The following is a 25,341-nucleotide window of genomic DNA, read 5'->3' as shown; positions in this document are numbered from 1 at the left end:
CTGTTGAATGGTGAGTAAATAGAACGATGCTCATCTTTATTGCATTATGAAGGGGGAATGGCTTCCCGAAGGTGTAGAAAAAACTGCTCAAATCGCAGTTGCGAATTGAGATTTCGCTGAAGTCCTTGCTCCAATTGATGAAGTGTGTCAAGCAGACCTAATATCTTCTGCGGTGAAGTTCGTTGGGCTAACTCTCGCAGTTTGGGAAGATGATCTTCATGGAAAAGAAACTCCGTTGGAGCTTGGGTTGCGACAAGCAGGATGTCACGTAGGCCAGTCCAAATCCACAAGAGGGCTTCTGGTATTTGCCCGGACTTGGATAAGGTCTCAGCGGCTTCAAAGCTTCCAGAGATCGAGGCTGAGTTTTCAAATAATAACGAAAAAAACTCGTGTTGCTTGGCCTTGGTGTCCTCCAGATCAAGGTTCAGGGCTTCTCCTAGCCGTGCATTCGTGAGGAAGCTGATGAATCGAGCATCGGCCTTTGAAAATCCTCGTTCTTGCATAAGGTAATCGATGGCCTGTTCCTGAGAAGGAGGAGCAAATCTTACAGTCAGGCAACGGGATTTGAGTGTCGTCAAAAGGGCTGAGGGACGGCTGGTGACGAGAAGGAATAAGCAATGATCAGGCGGTTCTTCGAGTGTTTTGAGGAGTGCATTCGCGGCACCGATCGTAAGACGATCCGCGTTGTCAATCATGCAGATCTTCTTCATCCCAAGAAGTGGACGATAAATGACGTGATGTTCAATTTCTCGAACCCGTTCAATTTTGATTTGTGGGTGCTGGCCTTGTCCTTCTTCGGGCTGAATAAAGAGAATGTCAGGATGAATGTGTGCCATGATTTGTTGACAGGATCTGCATGTTCCGCATGCATCTGGTGTTGGGGAGTCCGCATGGGTGTCGCAATTCATGGCTTGAATAAATTGTATGGCCGTCATGCGTTTGCCGATGGCCTCCTCGCCTATCAATAAATAGGCATGGGCAAGGTGATTCGACTGGATGGCGTTGCGCAGCCATGTGATGGGAGTTTCGTGTCCGATGATGTCTTGGAAAGGCATAAATAGATGAGGTTTTTGGCAGCCGCGTGATAACTTGAGATATGTCTCAGGTCGATGTCTTGACCCGTATTCTTCTATGTAACAGGTTGATGACCTTGTGCTCAATTGTCTTGGCAATATTTTCTGGACTCTCTCGTCCATTGATAATGATGATACGCTGAGGGTTTTGTGCGGCGATATTCAAAAACCCCCGACGCACACGGCTATGAAACGCCTGGGACTCTCGATCGAGACGGTTTTGATTTTTAGCACGTTTTCGTCTGGCGAGACCTTCTTGAATGGGAAGATCAAACAAAAATGTCAGGTCCGGCATGAGGCCTTGGGTGACAAAATCATTAAAGATCGTGAGAGCTTTCATCTCAAGTTTTCGTCCAAAACCCTGATAAGCGAGTGTCGAATCTGTAAACCGGTCACAGAGTACCACCCGGTTCTTGACGAGAGCTGGAAGGATTTGATGTCGAATATGTTGGGAGCGAGCCCCTAAAACCAGAGCTGTTTCACATTCAGCGGTGATTGACTCTTGAATGTCAGCAGATGAGGGTTCTTGAAGAAGCAGGGCACGAATTCTTTCCGCACAACGCGTGCCACCAGGTTCTCGTGTTTCGAGTACCGAATGACCAAGAGAGGTGAGTGTCGCCGCCAATCGGTGGCATTGCGTAGTTTTGCCGGACCCTTCAATCCCTTCAAAGGTAAGAAAGAGCCCCAATCGTTTGCCGGACAGTCGTGAATCTCTGTTTTTGAAATACTGAGTCGTTTTCACTGTGAGATCCTAATGTAAGTTATTGAAAATCTCAAGAAAAGGCTTGCAGGGACTAGATGATATTTGTAAGATGACGTACGTCCAATCTACCAAGTATGCCAAATCCTATTATCCTTCAATCTTGGAGTCAGGTATAGAGCCTCGTTAGCTATGTCGCAGGCTTCGCTCAAGCGCTATCTTCTTACAGGCTTATTGGTTATTACGCCGATTTGGGGGACGATTCTTGTCCTCAAAACGCTGTTTGTGACGGTCGACAGTATTCTCGGGAATGTGTTAGCCGATTTCCTGATCCAGGAGTATTACTTCCCGGGGCTGGGAATTATTGCCCTCCTCATCCTGATTTTTCTTGCGGGGATCTTAACGACCAATATTCTTGGTCGACGAATTGTGAAACGGTGGGAGGGATTTTTAGACCGCGTGCCAATTGTACGGGGGATCTATGCCACCCTCAAGTCAGTCATGGATATTCTCTCCTTTAAACAACGCGAAAAATATGACAAAGTCGTCATGATTCAATTTCCTAAGGATGGTAATTATTGTTTGGCCTTTGTGACCGGTGAGACCAGAGATGAAGTTCAGCGCTTAGTTCCGGAGCCACTCATTCATGTTTTTGTTCCAACGTCTCCCAACCCCACATCTGGATATTTCTTATTGGTTCCTGAACATGAAGTGATGCCAGTCGATCTTGAAGTTGAAGAAGCGATGAAGTTGATTGTCTCGGGTGGACTCTATTCCTCAGATCGTCAGTCTAATGTTGATGAAATGGTACAAAGAAAAGCACAGGAAACCGTGAGTCCTGATGTCAAGGTCACAACTGGATGAGGTGTTATCAAACATCATGAAGGCAGTAACGTTATGAGTTCAGTGTCTGCTGTGATTATGGCTGCCGGGCAAGGGACCCGGATGAAGTCGGCCATTCCTAAGGTTTTACATCCCGTCGCGGGGAAACCTATGCTCTGGTATATGTCGGCCTTGGCTCGTCGTATTGCGGATTCAGCCGTGGCGGTTGTGGTTGGGCATGGTGCTGAGCAGGTACGGGACTATCTTCATCAAGAGGAAGCGACGCTGGCTCCATTTTTTGTGGTCGAGCAGACGCAACAACTTGGAACAGGGCATGCGGTGCAACAGGCTCAGTCTGTTGTCTTGAGTGATAAGGAGCCCGTGGCAGATCACTGCCTGATTTTGAATGGCGATACGCCATTACTGACCGAAGCGACTGTTCGTGCCTTACTCGATTATCACGACTCGAGTCAGGCAACCGTGACGATTTTGACGACAATTTTAGAACATCCACAGGGATATGGCCGAGTCGTTCGTGGGGCAGAGAGTCAAGTCCTCAACATTGTTGAAGATCGTGATGCGAGTGAGAGTGAGAAATCCATTCAAGAAGTCAATGTTGGCACATATATTGTGAATACCAATTTTCTTTTTGAGAGTCTTGAGACATTAAAGCCACAGAATGTTCAGGGAGAATATTACTTGACAGATATTATAGGTATGGCCGTCTCCCAAAAACTTCGTGTTTCAGCACTAGTGACCACAGATACGAATGAAACGATTGGGATCAATAATCGAGAGCATTTAGCCTTGGCTGAACAAGAAATGCGTAAACGTGTGTGTCGGATATGGATGCAGAATGGTGTCACACTGCTTGATCCGAATCGAACAAGTATTGATGCGGATGTTGTGATTGGGCGGGACAGCGTCCTCTATCCAGATGTTCGATTAGAAGGTCGGACAACTATTGGTGAAGACTGCGTCGTGCGTTCACACACCAGAATCACCAATAGTATCTTAGGGGATCGAGTTCAGGTGTTAGAATGTTGTGTCTTCAATGAGGCGGAAATCGATCAAGAGGTCAATATTGGCCCGTTTGCGCATCTGAGACCTGGAGTCAAAATACGAGCGCGTGCCAAAGTGGGAAATTTTGTTGAGCTTAAACAGGCGGAATTAGGTGAGGGGTCCAAGGCTAATCATTTAAGTTATCTTGGAAACACCATCATCGGACGAAATGTGAATATTGGGGCAGGAACCATCACATGTAACTATGATGGGTACCGAAAAGCCCAGACGGTGATCGAAGATGACGTCTTTATTGGGAGTGATACACAACTCATTGCACCTATCAGGGTTGGTCGTGGCGCCATCATTGCGGCCGGCACCACGTTGACGCAGGATGTCCCACCGGAGGCTTTGGGAATTTCTCGACCCGTTCAACTGAATAAAGAGGGGGCCGCTAAGCGTAAGCGGGACTCGCGGAACCGTAGGTCCTCGGACTCTACAAGCAACGTCTCCGGCCAAAACAATCAGGCCGAAGATTCTTCTTTTCATAAAGACGAGTTGTAGTCGCCTATCGCTCATGATTTGATCATGCGATGAGGTCTTGGCTATAGATTTGTACAACAACGACCGACATAATGAAGAAAACGTGTCATAATCATAACAGACGGATCACAATCGAGGATTGATCATGTGTGGCATTATTGGATATATCGGAAAAGAAAATGCAACGCCGATTCTGATCGATGGATTAAAGCGATTGGAGTATCGCGGATATGACTCTGCCGGAATTGCACTCCTTCATGGGGGGGAACTTGCAGTCAAGCGTAGCGTTGGCAAACTCATTAATTTAGAGCAACTGGTGGAACGGGAGCATCTTGATGGATCGCTTGGGATTGGACATACACGATGGGCGACTCATGGGAAACCATCTGAGCAAAATGCCCATCCGCATCGCTCAGGTAATTTAGTGCTCGTCCATAATGGCATTATTGAAAATTTTCTTTCTCTGAAACATCGTTTAGAAACTGAAGGCTATCGGTTTTCTTCAGAAACCGATACGGAAGTCATCGCGCACTTATTAGAGTCGTATATGAAGAAAGGACTCTCGCTGAGAGAAGCCTTACGAGCGGCGGATTCGGATTTACACGGGAGTTATGCCGTGGCTGCCATCTGTGTCTCCGAGCCAGATGTCATTGTAACCACGCGATCTGGTTGTCCACTGGTGATTGGGAAGAATGGAAAAGGCTCGTTCTTAGCGTCTGATGTCACACCCTTATTGGCGCACACGCGAAATGTGGTTTTTTTGGAGGATGGCGACATTGGAATTTTAACCACTTCGGATATTTCCGTGATCGGTGCCGATGCTCAAGTCGTGAATCGGGCAAGTGTCACTATCGATTGGGATGCAGATGCGGCAGAAAAGGGTGGTTATCCCGATTTTATGTTAAAAGAGATTCATGAACAGCCTCAGGTCATCATGGATACACTTCGGGGGCGTTTTAATTATGAGACCGGAGAGGCTGATCTTCCTGATTTATCCATGACCGCCCAAGAATTGATTGAAGCTCGACGTATTTGGATTGTGGCCTGCGGCACCTCTTGGCATTCGGGATTGGTTGGAAAGTATCTTTTTGAAGAAATGATTCGGAAACCGGTGCAAGTCGACATTGGTTCAGAATTCCGCTATCGGGAGCCCATGATTCAAAAAGATGATCTCTTTATTGCGATTTCCCAATCCGGGGAGACGGCAGATACCTTGGCAGCTGCGAGAGAGGCCAAAAAGCGTGGAGCTCGGGTTTTATCTATTGTGAATGTCGTAGGCAGTACGTTGGCGCGAGAGTCTGATGGTATTATCTATACACGATGTGGTCCTGAAATCAGTGTCGCCTCGACCAAAGCCTTCACCGGGCAAGTGATGGCCCTCTATCTGCTGGCGCTCCATGTTGGACGTGTGCGAGAAGTGTTGAGCGCGGAGGAAGGTCGATGGTGGTTAGATCAATATACCGCTCTTCCTGGCCGGGTGGAGACGGTTCTCAAGCAGGAAGCAGACATTGTCCGTATTGCTCAGCAATATTATTCTAAAAATAATTTTCTGTACTTGGGCCGTGGAATTAACTATCCGATTGCACTTGAAGGTGCCTTAAAATTAAAGGAAATTTCATACATTCACGCCGAAGGTTATGCGGCGGGAGAAATGAAGCATGGGCCGATTGCCCTGGTTGATGAAGATATGCCTGTCGTTGTGCTTGCTCCTCGTGATCGACTCTATGAGAAGACGGTCAATAATTTGATGGAAGTTCGAGCCCGAAGTGCACCGGTCATTGCGTTTGGATTCGAAGGTGATCAGGAATTAAGTCGAGTGTCAGAAGTGGTCGTGCCAATTCCCGAAGTCCATCCATTGTTGACTCCGATCTTGTTTGCCGTGGGCTTGCAATTGTTGGCATATAATATTGCCGTGCTACGCGGGCTGGATGTTGATCGTCCTCGAAATTTAGCGAAGAGTGTGACGGTTGAGTAACGTCACCCTTCCGTGTTTGTACACACCTACGCTGCTGTTGTATGAAGCCGTGTGTTTATTTTTATTTTCAAGGCAAGTTCAACCTTTTCTTACCTAATCCTAAACTATTCGAACGAATTTTTGTTTGTCTAGATTTACGTCACGGTCTTTTTACCCAACTGTTTTTGGACTCCAGATTGTATTAAGCGATATTCCATCTTTGAGTATTTCTTCGATCGTCACAACGAAAGCCGGGAACGTGTGAGCAAACCAAATTCATCGATTATTGTCACAGGTGGTGCAGGGTTCATTGGAGCCAATTTTGTCCGGTTGCTCCTTTCTCGATCAACCGCTGACTTGGTAATCATTGACAAATTGACGTATGCCGGAAATATGTTGAACCTCCAAAGTCTGTTACCTCATGACCGGGTCACATTTATTCAGGCTGATATTGCAGATCGGGTGTCGATGAGTCGAATTTTTGCAGAGCAGAGACCCCAGGCCATCGTTAATTTTGCTGCAGAGTCGCATGTTGACCGTTCAATTGATAGTCCGATTTCTTTTCTTGAAACCAATACGGTTGGAACATTTGTGTTGCTCGAGGAGGCTCGACACTATTGGCGGGGCTTGCCTCACGAGCATCAACAATATTTTCGATTTCTTCAGGTGTCAACCGATGAAGTGTATGGAACCTTGGGCGCTGAGGGCCTTTTTTCTGAAGAGACCTCCTATGCCCCGAACTCTCCCTATGCGGCTTCCAAAGCAGCAGCTGATCATTTTGTTCGAGCGTATTTCCATACCTATGCCTTACCGACGATCATCACCAATTGTTCCAATAACTACGGGCCTTTTCAATTTCCTGAAAAACTGATCCCGCTCATGTTGCTCAACGCCTTAGAGGCGAAACCTCTCCCAATCTATGGCGATGGTCAACACGTTCGAGACTGGCTCTATGTCGAAGATCACTGTGAAGGCCTTTGGCTTGTTTTGACCAACGGACAACCTGGGACGAAATATAATCTCGGAGGACAGAACGAACAGACCAATCTCGAGTTAGTGAATACAATCATACACATATTAGAAGAATTGGTTCCGGCGTCACACAATCAGAGACTTCTGGATCAATCGATAACGACGTATGAACAGTTGAAATCGTTTGTCACTGATCGGCCTGGACATGATCGTCGCTATGCTATTGATGCGACAAAAATAAAGTCCGAACTCGGATGGAAGCCTAAGTACGATCTTATGGATGGCGTGCGTCGTACGGTTCAATGGTATCTCGATCACCAAGAGTGGTGCCAGGCTGTCCAAGTCAATCAGGACACGCGTGTACGATTAGGGTTGCAATCTGTTGTACGGAATGCATGAATGTGTCATGTGGAGATTGGCCGCATTTTTCGGTCATGATCTTCAAGTGCGAGAAGGAGCGTGTGTAAGATGAAAGGGATCATTTTGGCGGGAGGAGCCGGCTCACGGCTGTATCCCTTGAGTTATGCCGTGAGCAAGCAATTGATGCCGGTATATGACAAGCCCATGATCTATTATCCTTTGTCCACGTTGATGTTGGCCGGCATTCAAACGATTCTGATTATTACCACTCCGCACGAACAAGATGGATTCGTCAGACTGCTCGGCGATGGGAGCCATTTGGGATTAGATATTCACTATGCCATTCAACCTCAACCCGGTGGGATTGCACAGGCTTTTCTCATCGGTCGAGATTTTATCGGGGACGAAGCCGTGGCCTTGATTTTGGGAGACAATATTTTCTATGGACATGGTCTTCCAGATTATTTACGCAAGGCTGTTGAACAGCCGTCTGGAGCAACCGTGTTTGCGTATCAGGTTCGTGATCCTCAACGCTATGGTGTCGTGAGTTTTGATCAACACGGGAAGGCCAGGTGTCTGGAAGAAAAACCAAAAGTTCCAGAGTCTTCTTATGCCGTGACTGGCCTCTATTTTTATGATAATCGTGTTGTTGAAATTGCCAAATCCTTGAAGGCCTCTCCACGCGGAGAACTTGAAATTACCGATGTGAATATCGAATACTTAGGCTCTGGTCAGTTGCATGTTGTGCCATTGGGGCGGGGCATTGCGTGGCTCGACACCGGAACTCATGAATCGCTTTTGCAAGCCGCTCATTATATTCAGGTTCTGCAGGAACGTCAGGGATTGATGGTGTCGTGCCCCGAAGAAATAGCGTATGACATGGGATATATAAGTGATCAGGATGTGAAGCAGTTAGCAGAGACGATGAAAGGCAATGCCTATGGTCAGTATCTCTTATCGATTCTCGGGCAACCCATGAGGAGAATATTGTGAATATTCTTCAAACATCATTGCCTGGAGTGGTCATTCTTGAACCAGATGTCTATCGAGATGGACGAGGGTTCTTTTTGGAGACCTATCATCGAGAAAAATATGTTAAGGCTGGTCTTCCTCAAACATTTGTCCAAGACAATTACTCACGGTCAGGTCGTGGCTCTCTTCGGGGTCTGCATGCACAGATTCACTATCCTCAGGGAAAACTCATTCGCGTGAGTCAAGGGGAAGTCTTTGATGTTGCGGTGGATATTCGTCGAGGTTCCCCGACATTTGCGCAGTGGGTTGGTGTGACATTGACTGGGGAAAACTTTAAACAAATTTATATTCCTCCTGGTTTTGCTCACGGATTCTGTGTGATGAGTGAGGTGGCAGATGTGGAATATAAATGTACGGAGTTGTATCATCCCGATGATGAGATCGTGATTTCCTGGCAAGATCCGGTTCTGAATATTACCTGGCCTCTTACGACCCCAATCATTTCCCCAAAAGATGCGGCTGCATTGAGTGTCGATGAAGAACAGAGCCGCCTTCCGGTGTATCAAGACGCGTACGTATGAAAGTGTTACTGGTCGGAGCATACGGTCAACTTGGTCATGCGCTTCAACAATCGTTGACGGCTCATGATGTGTGTGCTTATGGAAAAGATGCGTTGGATATTTCCAATCGAGAACGTACGGGGAAATTGGTTGAAGGGGTCAAGCCAGACATCGTGATCAATGCTGCGGCCTATACCCAGGTTGATCAAGCTGAGTCAGATGGCAGTATGGCTTACCGGATGAATGCGGTTGGTCCGCAAAACCTTGCATTGACGGCGGAAGCCCTTGGTGTTCCACTCGTCCACATTTCGACTGATTATGTGTTTGATGGCACGCAGACGGAACCGTATCATGAGTTTGATCGACCAAATCCGCGTTCGATATATGGAAAAAGTAAATTAGCTGGAGAAGAAATTGTTCGTGCGACTGCTCGGCGTCATTTTATCATTCGAACGGCATGGTTGTACCACACCGTCGGGAAAAATTTTCCCAAAATGATCTGTGATTTAGCACAACGATCCTCTGTGCGTGTGGTGAATGACCAATTTGGTTCACCGACATATGCGCCTCATCTCGCAACAGCGATTGATCGGTTGCTAACGACGCGTGCATACGGGACCTATCATCTCGCGGGTTCTGGCGGAACAAATTGGTTTGACTTTACGCAAGAACTTTTTACGCAGATGAATATTCAAACGCTGCTCACACCAGTGTCCACGAAAGAATTTCCTCGGCCGGCACCTCGGCCAGCCTATGCCGTCTTAACGACGTTGCAAGATCCTTTCATACTCCTGCCGCCATGGAAGCAAGGGGTGGCTGAGTTTGCACGGCACTATTCTCCACAATTCCATGGAAAATCTCTGGGATAGGACGAAGAGAATCGCACTTAGGTATTGTGATAGAAAATTCTTCGTTGTATAAGAAGCCTCTGTCAGTTCTCGATACCATAGCGAATCCAATTAATTCCCAGTTGATGAGAAAGGTAGCCCTAGGCGACGGTTGTTGGGTATCTCTGATTGGGTTGAATAGGCCATCGACGATGACAGTGGTTGTGCCCCTAAGTTGATGATTACAGGTCGCCTAGACAGTGAAATACTATGCTTCAAACATCGGAAGGTTATACCCGCTTGGATGTACTGACAATGATTGACGTTTTATCTCACGTATTGGATACCAACATTGTACAAGTTGCCGCTTTATCGTTTCGGTATAACTGAAACGGCTATAGAAATCCCTTTTACGAATGCACGCATTGAGTAAGGAGTCACCGTGGGTTATGTAGAGGCTATTGTCCTGGCTGTCCTTCAGGGGTTAACGGAGTTCCTTCCGGTGTCGTCGTCCGGCCATCTTGTGTTGGCGCAATATTGGTTTGGCCACGTTGAAGAAACAGGTCTGTTGTTTGATATCATGTTGCACTGTGCAACGGTCGTTGCCATCCTCGTCTATTTTCGAAATGATTGGCTGGCGTTAGCTCGAGGACTGTTGGGATATCAACCGGCAGTAAATGAGGCCAGTGTGTTTACCGGAGCTGAATGGCGGACGGTCCTGATGGTCATTGTCGCGTCGATTCCGACGGCGATTTTAGGGCTGAGCATTCAGAAAATTGGCTTAGAACTTTTCTCACGTCCCGATATTGTTGGTGGATTTCTCATCTTTACGGGAGTGGTGTTGTGGGTTGGTCGTGGAAAATCGATTGGTCGTGGGATTCAGGAGATGAATATTTCTGATGCTCTGATTATTGGGTTGGTGCAAGGTATCGCGGTCTTGCCGGGTATTTCGCGATCGGGTTCAACTATTGCCGGGGGGCTGCTCCTGGGGCTTGAACGAGAATTGATTGTTAGGTTTTCCTTGCTTATTTCTATCCCTGCTATTCTCGGGGCTATGCTCCTGGAAATGCTCAAAGTGATGGATCATACTGATGTGTTAATTGGACCTTACCTTGTGGGTATGAGTGTGGCGGCCTTAGTTGGATATTGGTCAATCGGCATTATTCTACGTCTCGTCAAGCAAAATCATTTCCATTTATTTTCGTATTATCTTTGGCCAGTTGGGATTGCGATTATTCTCTGGATGCACGTCCTGTAGCGTTTGAATTACATCTAGCGATTGTGCTTGATTTTGGTGTTCTCCTACCTCACGATCTTCACGCTTCACGCTTCACGCTTCACGCTTCACGCTTCACGCTTCACGCTTCACGCTTTGACCGTTCGTCGTGCGACGCCATGTTCGACGCCAGCCGTGGCCACAGCTTTAGCGATGTGGGATACGACTTTTTTATTAAAGACGCTAGGAATGATGTACTCTTCATTGAGGGCTGATGGAGGAACGAGATTGGCAAGGGCTTGGGCCGCAGCGAGCAGCATGGGTTCATGAATCGTCTTGGCTTGTATATCCAACGCTCCACGAAATATCCCAGGAAAGGCTAAGAGGTTATTGCATTGGTTTGGGTAATCAGACCGTCCACTGGCATAGACACGACAATAGGGAACGGCCTCCTGTGGCGAAATTTCTGGATCGGGATTCGCAAGAGCAAACACGATAGGGTCTTTGGCCATCAGGGCCAAGTCTTCAGGTCTAAGCGCGTTTTGGCTGGAGAGGCCGATGACCACGTGAGCTTTTTTTAACGCATCTTGGAGGGTTCCTGACGGACGGTCATAGTGAATGAGCGTATGGAGATCGTGAACATGATCTTGAAGAATCTTAATAGGTTGATCGAGCACTAGGCCGTTTTTGTCACAGCCTTTGATAGCTGTCGCGCCCGCTTCTATGAGCAGTTTGCAGCAGGCGGTCCCTGCGGCACCGAGCCCAACGACGACAATTTTCACTTGACTGAGCTGGCGTCTTGTGACCTTTAGCGCGTTATATAATGCGGCAAGCACAACAACGGCTGTTCCATGTTGATCGTCATGCATCACGGGGATGTCTAAAGTCTCGCAAAGGCGTTGTTCAATACCAAAGCAGCGAGGGGCGCTGATATCTTCGAGATTAATACCTCCAAATCCCGGAGCCAAGGCGGTAATCGTACGGACAATCTCGTCTGGATCCTGGGTGCTGAGGCAAATAGGCCAGGCATCAATGTTGGCAAACTGATGGAGGAGCATGACCTTACCTTCCATGACCGGAAGGGCAGCTTCCGGACCAAGGTTGCCTAGCCCAAGAATGGCTGAACCATCGGTGACGACGGCAATGCTATTCTGTTTACTTGTGAAGGTATAAGCTTTGTCTCGATCCTGCGCAATGGCTTTCACGACCCGGCCTACGCCTGGAGTATAAATCATGGAGAGCGTGTTGCGAGTTTTAATAGGGAATTTGCTTTCGACTCGGATTTTCCCGCCCAAATGCATCATGAAGATATTGTCCGATGCGGCAACGACCTGAACGTCTGGCAATTGGCTTAAGCGTTGAAGGATTTGTTCGCCGTGCTCCTCACTTTGCGCATCAAAGGTCACATCTCGAATGACGGATGTTTTTGTTGCTGAAATGAGGTCAACCGCCCCCACGCTTGCCCCTTCTTCTGCCAGAGCGGTCGCTAACTGTGCAAACACTCCTGGACGTTGTGTGAGTTCTAATCTGACGGCCATACGGTAATTTGAATAGGGACCTCCATCTTCTGGAGATAGGCGTTGTCTTTTTTGGCGGGCAATAATCTTGGGAGTCATGGTTTGATAGTCAGGGAAAATACTCCTCTCACTTGTGAGGTTTAAGAAGGGTAAGCCATCCGTATACTTCATTATAATATGCTTTTCGGATAAAATCTGCTGTAAATAAAATCTCAATGCCGGGTAGGTTAGAGAGAGGCTGCGATGGATGATCTTGAGGGAGCGGAATTGTCGGCGGCAAGTGGACAGAAAGGATTTGTTACTGATCAAGAGGAATTGTGATCACGATTCCTCCTAATACGCTGTTGAGCTTGAAATCGCGTTTAGGACTGAGCGGATGTGAATTATGGCAGTGAATGCAAGCTTTTGTAACAGCTTTATCGGCAAAAATAGCCTGGAAATAGCGTTTTTTTCCACTAATGACTTGCCCCATATAGGGGGTGTCTGGATTCTTGCTGACGGTTTCCAAGCCTTGCCGTTCGAAGTCTGTTGCGGGACCATTTCGGCGATAGATTGGCCAGAGACTGATTAAGCGGTAACGGATTCCGCTTCCTTTTTCAGCCACCAGTCGTCCTGCACGTTGGAGGAACTGAGCGGGTAAGGGAAGAGCATTTTGTTGTTCCCAATGTTCAGCCGCGTTGACAATGCCTTTATCCTGCATCCTGTTGACGACATGAGTGGTATAGACGGTTCGGTCGGCCTCGATAATCGAGTGCGCATAGAGAGCCACCTGTTCTGGTGGGATTCCAGGATCTATGAGTGTTTTTTCACCAAATGTGAGTGGAACCCAGTTCGTGACGACAAGACAGCCACACAATATTCCCATCCACCCTAAGTGTATACCTAATCTGCTCACGATGCCTCCTCCTGTATCGTTTCTTGAATCTGAAATGTGATGTGACAGGATGTGCCTTCGCCTTCTTGACTTTTTACTTGAATCTGTCCGCCATATTTTTGAATGATTCTGCGGGCAATCGTTAACCCAAGTCCCGCACCTTTCCCCTGTTGTTTTGTCGTAAAAAATGGGTCGAAAATTTTCGATAATTGCGTCCGCGGTATGCCAGGGCCTGTATCCTCAATTGTGATGTGTGCCACGTTTTCTGTTAATCCTGTTGTGATGGTTAGCGTTCCTTCCTCCTCCATCGCTTGAATCGCATTTGCAAGGATATGGGCGAGAGCCTGGGAGAATTCTTGAGAAATGACTTTAATCACCGGAAGAGGATGGTAGTTTGTCAGAATGTTGAGCGACGACGTGTCGTGGGTTTGTTTGACGATATCAAGCGCGAGGTCTAATTGCTCATTGATATTAACTTCAGACAGCTGTTCTGTTAGTTGTGATGTCGCTAATCCCGTAAAGTCCCTGATGATGGCCGCCATTCGTCTCCCATGTTGAACAATGTCATGGGCGTATTCTTTGATTTGATCAGGATTGTCTTCTTGTTCGATAGCTTCTCCAAGTCCAATGACGCCGACGAGCGGATTGTTCAGTTCATGCCCAATTCCTGCACTGAGGACACCAAGGCTGGCTAGCTTTTCTTCTTTGATGAGGCGATCCTGTAAATGGCTTTCTTTGGTCATATCTCGAAATACGAGTCCTATGCCAGGTGCATGTCCAGGTCTTGCCTTTACGGTAAACCATTCATAGCGATAGGTCTGATTATAAAGATGAAACTCCTGACCTTTTGATGTTGAACTCCAATCGGATTGCTGCTGAAGCGGGTCTCTGAATGTGTGTTGAGATTGAGGCCGAGGTGAAATTGGCGCGATGTCGGCAGATACGAAGCAAATCGATTGAAACTCGTCGCCGAGCTTCTTGGTTGTTGGAGGGTCGGTTTTAAGAATTTGAAAGAGTTGTTCCCCTTCGACATGCCCATTATTGTTGAGATGAAGGGCCTCTTTGGATGCACGGTTCATGTATTGTATCTGTTGCTCCTGGTCTAACATGATTACAGGATCGGGGACGCTATCGAGTATTTGGGTCGTTGACTCTTGAAGGTATTGAACTTCTTGGGCCTTGAGTTCGACTTCACTCTCCAGTCCGGCAAACGTTGACGCGAGTTGCCGATTCATCCGATTGACTTCGTCAGCCAATTCTTCAAGCTCGTCATTGGTCTTAATATTCACCGGTTCTTGTAATTCGCCACGACCAATGAGTTTTGCTGCTTCTTGAAGTTGACGGATGGGTGTCACGATGCGTCCTGCGGCAATGGCGCCAAGGGCAGCCAGCAATCCTACCGATAGTAGACCGAAGACCGAGATCCAGGTGAAGAGGTGATCGATGGGAGCAAACAGTTCTTCGGACGACTGCCAGACGAACATATGCCATCCGATTCCGGTTGAGGCCTGAGTAATGTCGCTTGTGGAGGGTAGGGGGGCAAAGCCGATAATGGAAGAACGCTCTCCGCCATGACCGTCGCTTGGAGCCGCTGTCCAACCTTTGTGCATCGGAGTGACTAATGGAATGATCTGCGGATCGCTCAGACTCGTGCCGGTAGGAAGAATGGGACAACTCAGCACCTTCCCATGACCGTCAATCAGCATGACATGACCGGTTTTCCCAAATCGGATAGTCTCGATCGAGGCCCCAAAAAATTCTTTGGCATCATAGATGCGATGTAAGATGCCAATGACTTGATAGCGAATGCTGTCCATGATCGGGAGTGAAAGGGTAAAGGTATAGACCTCCATTTCATCATTAAAGGCGACATTTTCAATGTAGGGTTGTCCTACCCCATTTTTGAAGGCTCCTTTCCACCACAATTCCTGAGCATGGGCATAGGCGACATTGGTGTTCAATGTGGCGATCAGACGCCCAGCGACATCAGTGATAAATAGCCCTCGGGTGGCTGACCGCGTGATGACGGGGATCGGATGGCCTGGGTCGACATACGATCCTCCATAGTAGCGCCGGAGAGTTGTCACGAGATCGTTTTGTGTTAAGCGTTCGACGAACTCAGGATTTTGTGCAGTCCAGTTTTTGGTTTCTTGAGTGATAACCGTTTGCAAAGCTTCATCGCTGTAGGTCGCAAGCTGATCACGGTGAGCTTCCAATGCTTGAATGATGGAAATATCGGTGGTGATTTGAGAATTTTGCGCCAATTCTTCACTCAGAATTAGGTCAATTTTTCTTGCGGTTTCCGACGCGAGGGCTTGGAAGCTTGTCCCACTCACTTCTCGGATTTCTTTGGTCCCCTGTAGAAATGCCATGACCAGGCCAATAGTAAGCGGGAGGGTGCCCACCAGGAGCATGGAGAGGATAAGCTTGCGCTTGAGACCACGCTTAACTTTGACCGGTGTCTCTTGAGGGTGAGTAGTATCCATGAACTCACAATACCTTGCCTACTGCTGATAGGCGTGAGCAATTTCAATCGTAAATGTTGTGCCTTTGCCGACTTCGCTTTTGACGGAAAGTTTGCCGTTATATTTTTTGATCATGGCTTTCACGGTGTGGAGGCCTAAGCCTGTCCCTTGTCCCTTTGGTTTGGTGGTGAAGAATGGGTCGAAAATTTTCCCTAAATTTTCTTTTGCAATTCCAGACCCGGTGTCGGAAATGGCAATCTTACCGAATCCGTTTTCTTGCCATGTGTCGAGAGTCAAGGTTCCCTTGCCATCCATCGCATGGATGGCATTGGTAATCAGATTCACGAGGACCTGAAAGAGTTCATCCGGATTGGCGAGGACTTCAAGTTGACCTTGATAGTTTTTAATGATCGACAGGTCCTGAAGAATTGTTGCAAATTGAGCAATTTTCACGGCCTCATCGATGGTCGAGTTGACTTCAACTGGGATCGCATCACCAGGTTTAGCGGCTCTGGCATATTGTGTAATGTTTTGACAAATTCCTTGTATGCGTTTCCCAGCTTCAATAATGCTGCTGGCTTGTGTATGAATTGTGTCAAGATCAGTTTCTTCCATAATATTTTCTGAAAAGGCCAGCAAGATATACAGCGGATTATTGATGTCATGAGCAATGCCTGAGGCAAACGTGCCCATTCCTGCAAGTTTTTCTGCTTGAAACAATTGCGATTGCATCTGTGATGTATGTTTGACGAGATCCCACAAGACTTTGGAGGCGGCACCTCCTAAGACTTCTGTTTCGGTATGCTTGTGTGTGGCTACCAAATTTTCGATTTCAGGGTCGCCGGTCACATTGACAATGAGATTGACTCCTGAACGACGGATCAGGCGTAATGGGTCTTGTGTCGTGGGTATGTGAAGTCGGGTCGCGTACTCAAGCGCAGGGGCTGATGCGTCTCGATCAGCAATGCCGATGATTTCAACTCTCGGGAGGTTGGTGAAGAGTTCAAGAAGGGCGGACCCCCCTTTTCCAGCTCCTAAGATGACAATGGTCGTGTGATCTTGGTTGTTCATAGTTTCAAAACCTTATGAGGAGTCAACATGTGTCACGGCGTGCATGAAGTAGGAAAACGAAGAATTCTCCCAGGGAAGTCGTAGCGGCGATGCCTTAAAAGTGCCCAAAACATCAACTTTCCTCGACTGCAGCCCTCCCTGATCGCAGGGAGAGCTGTGAGAGTCTGGAGCCAGGACAAAAACCAAATCGGGTAGGAGACGTATCAGAGTCAACTGATCAGGAATTCTCCGCGTCAAACGTTGAATCGTACTGTATCTTCATCAGAATCCGCGGAGTTCACGCTGTCCCATGGCTTGCGCTACGGCAGCTCGTAGTTTCTCAGCCTCTACGGGTTTAACCAAATAGTCGACAATGCCATGTTTTAACAGAGATGTCGCCATATCCATATCGGGAAATCCCGTTAACACGATCAGAGGAACGCTGGGCCATTCCTGTTTGTAATAGTTGATCACGTCAATACCGTTTTTGTTGGGCATACGGATATCGGTGATAATCACATCGAGGACAATCGAATTTTCGCCTTTTTTAATTTCTTCGATAGCTTTCTCTCCATCTTCAGCTTCTAGGACATGATAGCCTGATTTTTCCAATGTCATGCGAACCACTTTCCTGACATCAGGTTCGTCATCGACAATGAGGACAAGTCCTTCAGAGGGCTGTCCACTGAACATATACGCTGATTTGGGTTGTGACATGCGATTACCTCCTACGTTAAAGATAAAGTGAGAATGCTTTTTCGCATCAGAACATTTATTGAAACTAGCAGAAACGTCAATAAATGATAAAGATTATTATAAAGAATTTCTTTGATTCGTTGGCTTACTCATTTGAGACTTTTCCCTGGTGATGATGTTTTATTCATAGATTTGTGGGGTCAGGAACAGGAAAGTTGAGTGTAAAGGTCGTACCTTTTCCCTGTTCACTTTCTACCGTAATGGTTCCTCCATGTGCCTCCACAATATCTTTGATGATCTTGGTTCCGAGTCCAGTCCCACCCATTTTTCGACTGATAGTTTCTCGCGAGAACAAGCGGTCACGGATTTCAGGATGCATACCGTTGCCAGTATCGGTAACCGCGAGTGTTAAGGTGAGTGGGGCCGGTCCCGTTTGCCCTGTAATAGTCACCGTTCCCCCAGAGGGCATTTCAGGGATAGCGTTATGAACAAGGTTGTATAAGGCGTTAAAGAGACGAGTCTTGTCACCGTGTATGATCGGGAGAGAATCAAGCATCCTGGCATGTAAGGAAATGTTCTTATCGGAGGTATAGAGTCTCAAGGATGCAAAGACCTCTTCCACAACTTCAGATAGTCGGCAAGGAGTAAACTTGGGTGGACTGATCGTTCCCTTGACGGTATCGGCAATCTCGCGAACTTGCCTGTGCAGTCTCCAGGCGTTGTTGATGATCATGCCTATAGCTTCGTGGGTAAACACTATAGTGTTTAGAGTTTCTTTACCTGTGCTAGCAGAGAGACTCGAAAAGTGTTCTCGTAGTTCTTCCTCGAGTAGTTTTGCTCCATTGAGGACAGGCATGAGCATATTTTTCATATCATGAGTGATGTCTCCCAGTACTCGAGTGACTTCGGCAAGTTTGGCGTCTTCTTGCTGTTGTATGGCCAATCGTGTTTGTTCGGTGATGTCCTGAAACGTCACGAATGTTCCCACGAGTTGTTCATTTTCCCAAACTGGTGTGCTGGTATAGTTTACAGAAAAGTGAGTGTGGTTTTTTTTTCGAAGTACAGCATTCTCAGAATGATGAATTTCTCCACTCTTTACGGTGTGACACATCAGGCACGACGCTTGTGAGAGGTGTGAGTCTCGGGTGTTTGTTTGATGTGCGGTATCATGTATGGAAGCCCCAACAAGTTCCTGCACTTCATACCCGAGTAGTTTGGCCCCAGCTGGATTGATAAACACCATCTTGCCTTCGGGATCTAACCAATAAATGCCCTCTTCTGTGGAAGCGAGAATTCGTTCGTTGTATTTTGCGATCTTCAGGTGTGTGTCGAATAAAATATTACGTTCGATAGCAGTGGTGATATGGTTCGCAGTCATCTCCAGACTATTTTGCATGAAGGCGCTGATCGGATATCGGAAACCAAGGGCGAGCACCCCTATGATTTTTTGGTTCTTCTGTAGCGGGTATCCGGCGAAAGCGACAAGATATTCTTGTCTAGCCCATTCCTGGGCTAATACGTGAGGATCACCGATGACGGTGTTGGTGAAGTAGGATTTTCCCGTCTCTGCGATTTCAGTTATGTTGAATTGGTCAACTCGCCTTGGCCTGTCGGTATAATTAATCTGAGTGTTGTGTTCGGCGGTACCTTGTAGCTCTAGGGTGTGATCTTGAGGATTATGTGTCCAGATTTGTGTGATAATGGCATCAAGATGGCGAACGAACGATTCGGTTGCCTTTTGTAAGAAGGTTGAAAGTTCGTGTTCTTGTGAAACGATCTGTCCGATCTCTGTGTTTAAGGCAAGCAGGCAATTTCTTTCTTCCAGGTCTCGTTCTAATTTTTTTCGTTCAGAAATATCACGGATAAGCTCACAAAAAAACACGTCATTTGTTTTCTCTGAATGTGAAAGCAATAGTTCAATCGGGAACTCTTCTCCTCTCCCTTTAACGCCTTGTAGATCAGCGATTGTTCCCGCGATATGTCCCCAATTATATCCCTGGAATTGTTCAAGCTTTTGCTGATCGCCACTATGGTATCGATCAGGCATAAGAAAAGTGAGTGGTTTGCCGAGGATGTCTTTAGCACGATATCCAAACAAATGTTCAGCAGAAGAGTTCCACGAAAGGATGTGACCATCTTGGTTCCCTAAGATAATTGCATCTTGAGCTGTCCGAACAATCGATTGATATCGCGCTCGAAAGGTAATGAATTCTAAAGTCGTGATTTCAGCGATTTTCCTTAAGAATCGTTTTTCCTTAACTTGCTGAAGAGCCTTGATGCGTTGATAGTTCTCGTAAGATTTCCAAAGAAATTCATCTTCTCCAATACTTTGAAACTGGAAGTTTATGTCTGATGGTACATGCTGAATAAGCAAGTGGATTGGAAGCTTTATGGCTAGACGATTGAAGGAATTCAAAATGGCTAATTGTTGGAAATCCAATGTCTCGACATCGAGTAGCAGAGTGTCATATCGTTTCAGTTTTACTCTTATGATGGCGTCCTTCCATGAAGTCACTGTGTCAACGGCATAACCAAGTTCCACCAAAAAGTCGGACGATGTGATAGGAGAGTGAACTCCATGCTGCAGGATGAGAATGGAATAAGTCGTATTTGTGTGCCGACACGTACGCATGGTTTTTATCTCGACGGATGTGCTTCTTTTAACCTTAGAAAAGCAAATTTCGGTCCATTTGCGTTTTCGAATAGGCTTCGTCGTAGGCTGTTGGTTTTTAAACGAATTTAAAATGTCAGTCATGATCGATTCGTGATTGGGACGTTGAGAGTTATGAGCAATTCCATCTATTTAGATAAATGAAGTCGTCGATTGGATACAAAGAAAAAATCCACATGACACACCTATTCAAGTCCCACATGCGTCCAATTTTCATTTTCTTCGAGCGTTCTTAAGCTAGAGTCCTTTGTGAACGCAAACTGGGTACGCAGGCAGCTAGGGCGTGAAAATATAAAAGCCCTTCGAGCAAATTTATGCCGAAGGGCTTGAGACTGTTGTTGAATTTTCCTGAAGATAGACATGCCCGATTCTCCTTGAACCGGCTTCAGACCACTATCAATTAAATGCCGATTGGATAGCAATGTCAAGGATTTGTCGCCGAGATATCACATTCAGAATCAGGGTGGAAAAGTTGAGTGGGAGGTGTTTGGCTGATTCCATATGTTCATTGCCGCCTTCATGGATGCTCCCGTCGCTGTTTGCCCATAATCTCTGGTCAGGATTTGTTCGAGAGCCGATAGGAGCATCAGGATATATTCTTCGCGAGAGGATTCGCCTATGAGCCCAATGCGCCAAACCTTCCCGGCTAACGGGCAAAATTCTTCGCCAACCTCAATGTGAAATTCTTTGAGTAGCGCTTTTCGTACATGAAGATCGTCAAGAAATGGAGGCAGTCGTACGCATAGCAAGGTGGTGAGTTTGAATGAGGCCAAGGGGGAACAGTTCAAAAGCAAGTGTGTTGAGTCTAGCCAGAAGCGCGTGACTGTTTCGTTAATGACGTGCAATCCGGGCTTCGAGTCCTTCTTCTTGTATTAAACGAAGAGACTCGCGTAGAGCATAGGTCATCGAGATTGGCGCGGTATGGTGATTGGTGCGTCTGGACTTACTCCAGTAATCCGAAATTAATGAGCAGTCTAAATGCCAACTCGTGCAAACTGCTTGACGCCGGCGAATGCATTGTACTGCTCTGTCGCTGAAAGTGATCGGTGCGACGCCCGGTGGACAACTGAGACATTTTTGCGTTGCGCTATAACAGACATCAATGTGCCAGGCATCGCCGTGGACTTCCATGCCCCCCCAGCGTTGTGACGGTATCGACAATGTACAATGCCTCATGTTGCTGACCTAACTGGCCGATGTTTTCGAGGGGCTGGAGGACCCCGGTTGACGTTTCGGCATGAACGATGGCCACGGCTTTAATGTGTTTCGTTGCTTTTAGATGGTGTTTGATGTGTTCGGGATCGAGAGGTTGTCCCCACGGGACGGCAAGAGGAATGACTTGTCCGCCGCATCGTTCGACCATAGAAGCCAGTCGAGTGCCAAAGATGCCATTGATCCCGACAATGATCGCATCGTCAGGTTGAATGAGATTGACAATAGCGGCTTCCATGGTGGCGGAAATTCAGGGTCTATAACGAATCCAATTAATTTCCAGTGGTGACCTTGGCGACGATTGTTCCGTAACACTATGCATCCACAATGGCGCAACTAACGTTGAATGCCATTCTGGCCCTGAGAGGTCAACTCAAAGTCGCCAAGACAGCGAAATACAGCGCCTCAGGCATCGAAAGTTATTTGGAACGGCTATAGGTGACCTACAAGAGGGGTCGACATGGCTTGTAAGACTCGTGGGTGAACCTTACTAGGGGCGGGGCCTAGAAGGATGCGCGCGATGGATTGATTGCTGGTAGCGGTTGCATGGTGGTGGTCAGGGATTTGACGAGCCGATTATATCGGATTTCGAATCTTGGAGGCTATGTTATCTAGAAAGGGCCAGATGCATCGAATCGTAATCCGAGACCCTGGTCCTGTCTACTGCTTGTCTCATTGGTCACTCCACGCACCATGGTATACTTCAGATAGCCTGATATCTAGGCTGTTTTTACCGGTTGAGTGAAGCAGGGGAATCTTTTCACTCAATAATCATAAGGCGAGTAGACGTTTGGAACGTGAACCACACATCCAAGATCAAGACATAACTTTCACGGAAGAAATCGTTCTTAGTCATATGAAAAGTCCATCTGTTGGATTTTCGTTTGGGTGGACCGTTCTCTGTACGTTGGTATTTCTTGGTGGGATGGGATTGCTCGTTTGGTCCTATGATTCGATCACAGCCTTAGAGCGTGTTGATCAACCCGAACGGGCTTTAGAGCATATCGTGAGTCGATCCATGAATCTCGAATCATCGCTGATACAGGCGTCACCATGGGAGCAATCTTTGTATCAGTTGCTGAAAGGCCAGGGTGAAACCTTAAAGCCACTTATTCAGTGGTATAGCGAGCTGGCAAATGAAACAGTTGATCCATTGAATGCCCTCTATGCTGGCGTTTTGGAGGCAGAGTCAGGTTCTCTTGATCAAATGAACCGGCGGGTGGAGACATGGGATGGTGACGATGAACAGCTTCAAGGATTTCGCGAAATACTGGAAACGGCATATGGTGCCGAAGTTCGCGATGGTGAAGACATTCTGTTGTTGCAGGCACGTCTTGCAGAGGAAGTGCCGGATAACTGGTTCTACGGTCGATTAGCCATACAACTTGCCAAAGCGGGGCACGATACAACATTTCTCCGTATGACTCAAGGTCATGTCCAGGGTCGACAGAGTCAACTCTTTTGGCGAAACCGACTTTTAATGATCACTGAAGTTGGTGGAGCCGTCATGAGTTTGCTGGCCTTATTGATCGTGATCGGGATTCGCTATCGCAAGGGAAAGGAAGGTCTGATCGTTGGTCATGCCGTATTACCGCCGCCGTGGGTTGGTGGTGATGGGTTTGCGGTGTTCATGCGCGGCGCGGCTGTCACCTTCTTGTTGTTGTCAGGGTTGGGAGCGCTCTTAGGGGCCTATTTTAGTTTCATGAATGGCGAGGTGAATGAGAAGTTCATGGAACTTATGAGCTCGATCATTCTGTATGTGCCGATTCCCCTGGTGTTGTATTACTATCTGTTGCGACCAAAGGGGCAATCATTGCGCCAGGTGTTTGGTCTTCAACTTCGTCATGGGAAAATTGGCGTGTTGTTTCTCTCAGTCTTGGCCTTGTTTGCCTGCGGGTTGTTCGGGGATTTAGTGATCAGTGTTGCCGGAGATACGATAGGAAAGTCAACGCATTGGACTGAATGGTTTAATGATAGCTTGGTGTGGGGTGATATCACCGATCTGGCCATTCTCTTTTTAGAAGTGGTCGTGCTCGCCCCGGTATTTGAGGAAATCATTTTTCGAGGCATTGTCTATGCGAGTTTGCGACGGCGGTTTGGTTGGGTGTGGTCAGCGGTGTTGAGTACAACCATTTTTGCCATTGTGCACGGGTATGGAATTGTCGGCCTTTTTGCCGTGGGTTGGAGCGGGTTTCTCTGGGCATGGGCGTATGAGAAGACAGGTAGTCTATTGCCAGGAATTGCTGCGCATGCCTTAAATAATTTTGTCTTTCTGGCAAGTCTTCTGGTGGTGTTCAGGTAGTCAATGTAAAGCGTCAACAGGAAATAAGAAAATGCATTGCCAAGGAATTTCCTTCAGTTTCTCTTATTTTTCACTTGGCATTTGAGACTTTTCAATCTGGTCGAGAGCTTCATAAAGATCAGGATAAAGAAATGTATGCTGAAGGGTCGTTGTCAGTTTCTTGATGGTAAGGCGTTTCCCGGGATTCTTTGGCTGAGAGAGTGACGGACAACACATGTCCCATCGTTTTGTAGCCACCGAAAATATTTCTGACCATTGACGGGGAATTCCATCGCTCACGACAAAGTTTTCCCCATCTTGTGCTTTCTCAAGTGCTGCTAAGCAAATCTTCGCAACATCTTCAATGTGGATAAGGTTGACATATTTGCGGGTGTTTTGGACCTTCCCCTTTCGCATCCAATCGAGTACATGCCGTCCTGGGCCATAGAGACCGGCTAATCGTAAAACAACGGCACCATAATTTTGACGAAAATACTCTTCACTTTGGACACGCGGAACGGAAGAATCTACCGACGTGTGTTCATCAACGAAGGCAGGATGTTTGGGCTCATAGGCTGAGGTGCTGCCCAGCATCACCAGTCGTCCTCGGCTTGGTGACAGCGTGTTGAGGAAATCGGCTGCAGTTTCTTGCGGAAGGGCTGGGAAACACCAAATGAGGTGAGCATCCGTTGGAATCTGTTTCCAGGACTCCGACTGTGCGAGATCAAAAAAGAGTCGTTCATTTTTGACAACGTGGGAAAGATGGCTGGTTGGTGAACGACTGGTTGCATAGGTGTGCCAGCCATGAGCTTTGGCAAGAGGGTAGAGAAATTTTCCGGTATAGCCTGCTCCAAGAATGACGAGAGGCCGTGAACGTAAATCAGTCATGATGACGAGTTATTTGCTCTAGGAGAGTGTGTCGTTAATCTTGTTTGTTCATGTTCGCTGGTGGAAAAAATATTTCTTTTGACGAGATACGCGCAACGAAATACGGATACGCGAATGAACAGTTAGGAGTCTATAGAGGAAAGTTATTGTTCTTGACTGTCAGCCATATATTGGCTGGCGTAGTGGACATAGTTTTGTGCGGATTCCGTAAGCCATGCCAGTTCCGTATCCGAAAGCGGACGTCTGACTCGGGCCGGACTGCCTAAGACCAGACTATTGGCGGGGATATGAGTTCGTTCGGTAATTAAGGCTCCGGCGCCAATGACGCAATTTTCTTCGATGATCACTCCATCCATAATGACCGCGCCCATGCCCACCAGGACGCGGTTATGAATCGTACATCCATGGAGGACCACATGATGTCCAATAGTAATATCATCGCCTAATCGCAAAGAGTACGTATCATGAGTTACATGAAGAAGTGAGAGGTCTTGCACATTGGTGCGATGGCCAATGCGGATAGAGTTGACGTCCCCTCGAACGACCGTATTGAACCACACACTAGATTCTGGTCCAATTTCGACATCACCAATAATCGAGGCCGTTTCCTCTATAAACGCACTGCTGGCTATCGTTGGCATCACTCCACGAAACGCTCTAATCATGATGACATGTCTCCAGATTGA

At 47.2% G+C, this 25,341-nt stretch carries 21 protein-coding genes; 9 read left to right on the top strand and 12 right to left on the bottom strand.

Annotated elements, in window-relative coordinates; genetic code table 11:
• Positions 1 to 44 precede the first annotated feature (44 nt).
• The gene (holB, locus tag ACWQXP_RS21170) at positions 45 to 1,055 is read right to left on the bottom strand and encodes a DNA polymerase III subunit delta' (RefSeq protein ID WP_454064875.1); all 1,011 of its coding nucleotides are present in this window, start codon (positions 1,053 to 1,055) and stop codon (positions 45 to 47) included.
• Between the two features lie 46 nt (positions 1,056 to 1,101).
• Entirely contained in the window at positions 1,102 to 1,815 is a 714-nt protein-coding gene (gene tmk, locus ACWQXP_RS21165) for a dTMP kinase (RefSeq protein WP_454064874.1), read from the bottom strand.
• Between the two features lie 150 nt (positions 1,816 to 1,965).
• Here tmk and ACWQXP_RS21160 point away from each other — a divergent pair, with 150 nt between their 5' ends.
• The 8 genes from ACWQXP_RS21160 to ACWQXP_RS21125 all read left to right on the top strand — a co-directional run bounded on the left by ACWQXP_RS21160 (position 1,966) and on the right by ACWQXP_RS21125 (position 11,043).
• The gene (locus tag ACWQXP_RS21160) at positions 1,966 to 2,637 is read left to right on the top strand and encodes a DUF502 domain-containing protein (RefSeq protein ID WP_454064873.1); all 672 of its coding nucleotides are present in this window, start codon (positions 1,966 to 1,968) and stop codon (positions 2,635 to 2,637) included.
• A 33-nt stretch (positions 2,638 to 2,670) separates the two neighbouring features.
• Positions 2,671 to 4,161: a bifunctional UDP-N-acetylglucosamine diphosphorylase/glucosamine-1-phosphate N-acetyltransferase GlmU gene (glmU, locus tag ACWQXP_RS21155; protein ID WP_454064872.1), complete on the top strand. Its 1,491-nt coding sequence runs from the start codon at positions 2,671 to 2,673 to the stop codon at positions 4,159 to 4,161.
• A 124-nt stretch (positions 4,162 to 4,285) separates the two neighbouring features.
• Positions 4,286 to 6,115, top strand: coding sequence for a glutamine--fructose-6-phosphate transaminase (isomerizing) (gene glmS / locus ACWQXP_RS21150; protein ID WP_454064871.1), 1,830 nt, complete (start codon positions 4,286 to 4,288; stop codon positions 6,113 to 6,115).
• 240 nt (positions 6,116 to 6,355) lie between these two features.
• Positions 6,356 to 7,465 carry a dTDP-glucose 4,6-dehydratase gene (gene rfbB, locus ACWQXP_RS21145; protein ID WP_454064870.1) on the top strand — a complete coding sequence of 370 codons (1,110 nt, stop codon included), beginning with the start codon at positions 6,356 to 6,358 and terminating at the stop codon, positions 7,463 to 7,465.
• 69 nt (positions 7,466 to 7,534) lie between these two features.
• Positions 7,535 to 8,419, top strand: coding sequence for a glucose-1-phosphate thymidylyltransferase RfbA (rfbA, locus tag ACWQXP_RS21140; RefSeq protein WP_454064869.1), 885 nt, complete (start codon positions 7,535 to 7,537; stop codon positions 8,417 to 8,419).
• Positions 8,416 to 8,979, top strand: coding sequence for a dTDP-4-dehydrorhamnose 3,5-epimerase (gene rfbC, locus ACWQXP_RS21135; RefSeq protein WP_454064868.1), 564 nt, complete (start codon positions 8,416 to 8,418; stop codon positions 8,977 to 8,979). The genes rfbA and rfbC overlap by 4 nt, the downstream gene beginning before the upstream one ends.
• Positions 8,976 to 9,827 (top strand): dTDP-4-dehydrorhamnose reductase, encoded by an 852-nt coding sequence (rfbD, locus tag ACWQXP_RS21130; RefSeq protein ID WP_454064867.1) that lies wholly within the window; start codon positions 8,976 to 8,978, stop codon positions 9,825 to 9,827. Before rfbC ends, rfbD begins: the two co-directional genes overlap by 4 nt.
• Before the next feature lie 400 nt (positions 9,828 to 10,227).
• Positions 10,228 to 11,043, top strand: coding sequence for an undecaprenyl-diphosphate phosphatase (locus ACWQXP_RS21125; protein WP_454064866.1), 816 nt, complete (start codon positions 10,228 to 10,230; stop codon positions 11,041 to 11,043).
• A 107-nt stretch (positions 11,044 to 11,150) separates the two neighbouring features.
• On the opposite strand, the gene ACWQXP_RS21120 is transcribed toward ACWQXP_RS21125, so the two are convergent.
• The 8 genes from ACWQXP_RS21120 to ACWQXP_RS21085 form a co-directional block, all read right to left on the bottom strand.
• Positions 11,151 to 12,689 (bottom strand): malic enzyme-like NAD(P)-binding protein, encoded by a 1,539-nt coding sequence (locus ACWQXP_RS21120; protein WP_454064865.1) that lies wholly within the window; start codon positions 12,687 to 12,689, stop codon positions 11,151 to 11,153.
• A gap of 127 nt (positions 12,690 to 12,816) precedes the next feature.
• Entirely contained in the window at positions 12,817 to 13,413 is a 597-nt protein-coding gene (locus ACWQXP_RS21115; RefSeq protein ID WP_454064864.1) for a Tll0287-like domain-containing protein, read from the bottom strand.
• The gene (locus ACWQXP_RS21110; RefSeq protein ID WP_454064863.1) at positions 13,410 to 15,878 is read right to left on the bottom strand and encodes an ATP-binding protein; all 2,469 of its coding nucleotides are present in this window, start codon (positions 15,876 to 15,878) and stop codon (positions 13,410 to 13,412) included. Before ACWQXP_RS21110 ends, ACWQXP_RS21115 begins: the two co-directional genes overlap by 4 nt.
• Positions 15,879 to 15,896: 18 nt before the next feature.
• A complete protein-coding gene (locus tag ACWQXP_RS21105) occupies positions 15,897 to 16,928 on the bottom strand; it encodes an ATP-binding protein (RefSeq protein ID WP_454064862.1) in 1,032 nt (343 codons plus the stop codon).
• A gap of 261 nt (positions 16,929 to 17,189) precedes the next feature.
• Positions 17,190 to 17,624 (bottom strand): response regulator, encoded by a 435-nt coding sequence (locus ACWQXP_RS21100; RefSeq protein WP_454064861.1) that lies wholly within the window; start codon positions 17,622 to 17,624, stop codon positions 17,190 to 17,192.
• A 163-nt stretch (positions 17,625 to 17,787) separates the two neighbouring features.
• Complete coding sequence (locus ACWQXP_RS21095) at positions 17,788 to 20,358, bottom strand: PAS domain S-box protein (RefSeq protein ID WP_454064860.1); 2,571 nt, start codon at positions 20,356 to 20,358, stop codon at positions 17,788 to 17,790.
• A 374-nt stretch (positions 20,359 to 20,732) separates the two neighbouring features.
• Entirely contained in the window at positions 20,733 to 21,047 is a 315-nt protein-coding gene (locus ACWQXP_RS21090; protein WP_454064859.1) for a hypothetical protein, read from the bottom strand.
• 326 nt (positions 21,048 to 21,373) lie between these two features.
• Complete coding sequence (locus ACWQXP_RS21085) at positions 21,374 to 21,724, bottom strand: aminotransferase class V-fold PLP-dependent enzyme (RefSeq protein WP_454064858.1); 351 nt, start codon at positions 21,722 to 21,724, stop codon at positions 21,374 to 21,376.
• Between the two features lie 618 nt (positions 21,725 to 22,342).
• Between ACWQXP_RS21085 and ACWQXP_RS21080 the strand changes: the two genes are divergently transcribed.
• Positions 22,343 to 23,788 (top strand): CPBP family intramembrane glutamic endopeptidase, encoded by a 1,446-nt coding sequence (locus tag ACWQXP_RS21080; protein ID WP_454064857.1) that lies wholly within the window; start codon positions 22,343 to 22,345, stop codon positions 23,786 to 23,788.
• Between the two features lie 63 nt (positions 23,789 to 23,851).
• Here the strand turns inward: ACWQXP_RS21080 and ACWQXP_RS21075 are convergent, their stop codons facing one another.
• Complete coding sequence (locus ACWQXP_RS21075; RefSeq protein WP_454064856.1) at positions 23,852 to 24,655, bottom strand: hypothetical protein; 804 nt, start codon at positions 24,653 to 24,655, stop codon at positions 23,852 to 23,854.
• 143 nt (positions 24,656 to 24,798) lie between these two features.
• The gene (locus ACWQXP_RS21070) at positions 24,799 to 25,320 is read right to left on the bottom strand and encodes a gamma carbonic anhydrase family protein (RefSeq protein WP_454064855.1); all 522 of its coding nucleotides are present in this window, start codon (positions 25,318 to 25,320) and stop codon (positions 24,799 to 24,801) included.
• Positions 25,321 to 25,341 lie beyond the last annotated feature (21 nt).

Source organism: Candidatus Nitrospira salsa (assembly GCF_965152625.1).
The sequence above is the reverse complement of the archived record's forward strand: the minus strand, read 5'-3'. Positions and strand labels throughout refer to the sequence as shown.

What these genes read in the sequence shown, in the direction of transcription:
- holB (WP_454064875.1), bottom strand. Translation starts at nt 1,055, where the DNA reads ATGCCTTTCCAAGACATCATCGGACACGAAACTCCCATCACATGGCTG.
- ACWQXP_RS21160 (WP_454064873.1), top strand. Translation starts at nt 1,966, where the DNA reads ATGTCGCAGGCTTCGCTCAAGCGCTATCTTCTTACAGGCTTATTGGTT.
- glmU (WP_454064872.1), top strand. Translation starts at nt 2,671, where the DNA reads ATGAGTTCAGTGTCTGCTGTGATTATGGCTGCCGGGCAAGGGACCCGG.
- glmS (WP_454064871.1), top strand. Translation starts at nt 4,286, where the DNA reads ATGTGTGGCATTATTGGATATATCGGAAAAGAAAATGCAACGCCGATT.
- rfbA (WP_454064869.1), top strand. Translation starts at nt 7,535, where the DNA reads ATGAAAGGGATCATTTTGGCGGGAGGAGCCGGCTCACGGCTGTATCCC.
- rfbD (WP_454064867.1), top strand. Translation starts at nt 8,976, where the DNA reads ATGAAAGTGTTACTGGTCGGAGCATACGGTCAACTTGGTCATGCGCTT.
- ACWQXP_RS21120 (WP_454064865.1), bottom strand. Translation starts at nt 12,689, where the DNA reads ATGAAGTATACGGATGGCTTACCCTTCTTAAACCTCACAAGTGAGAGG.
- ACWQXP_RS21110 (WP_454064863.1), bottom strand. Translation starts at nt 15,878, where the DNA reads ATGGATACTACTCACCCTCAAGAGACACCGGTCAAAGTTAAGCGTGGT.
- ACWQXP_RS21105 (WP_454064862.1), bottom strand. Translation starts at nt 16,928, where the DNA reads ATGAACAACCAAGATCACACGACCATTGTCATCTTAGGAGCTGGAAAA.
- ACWQXP_RS21100 (WP_454064861.1), bottom strand. Translation starts at nt 17,624, where the DNA reads ATGTCACAACCCAAATCAGCGTATATGTTCAGTGGACAGCCCTCTGAA.
- ACWQXP_RS21095 (WP_454064860.1), bottom strand. Translation starts at nt 20,358, where the DNA reads ATGACTGACATTTTAAATTCGTTTAAAAACCAACAGCCTACGACGAAG.
- ACWQXP_RS21085 (WP_454064858.1), bottom strand. Translation starts at nt 21,724, where the DNA reads ATGGAAGCCGCTATTGTCAATCTCATTCAACCTGACGATGCGATCATT.
- ACWQXP_RS21080 (WP_454064857.1), top strand. Translation starts at nt 22,343, where the DNA reads ATGAAAAGTCCATCTGTTGGATTTTCGTTTGGGTGGACCGTTCTCTGT.
- ACWQXP_RS21075 (WP_454064856.1), bottom strand. Translation starts at nt 24,655, where the DNA reads ATGACTGATTTACGTTCACGGCCTCTCGTCATTCTTGGAGCAGGCTAT.
- ACWQXP_RS21070 (WP_454064855.1), bottom strand. Translation starts at nt 25,320, where the DNA reads ATGATTAGAGCGTTTCGTGGAGTGATGCCAACGATAGCCAGCAGTGCG.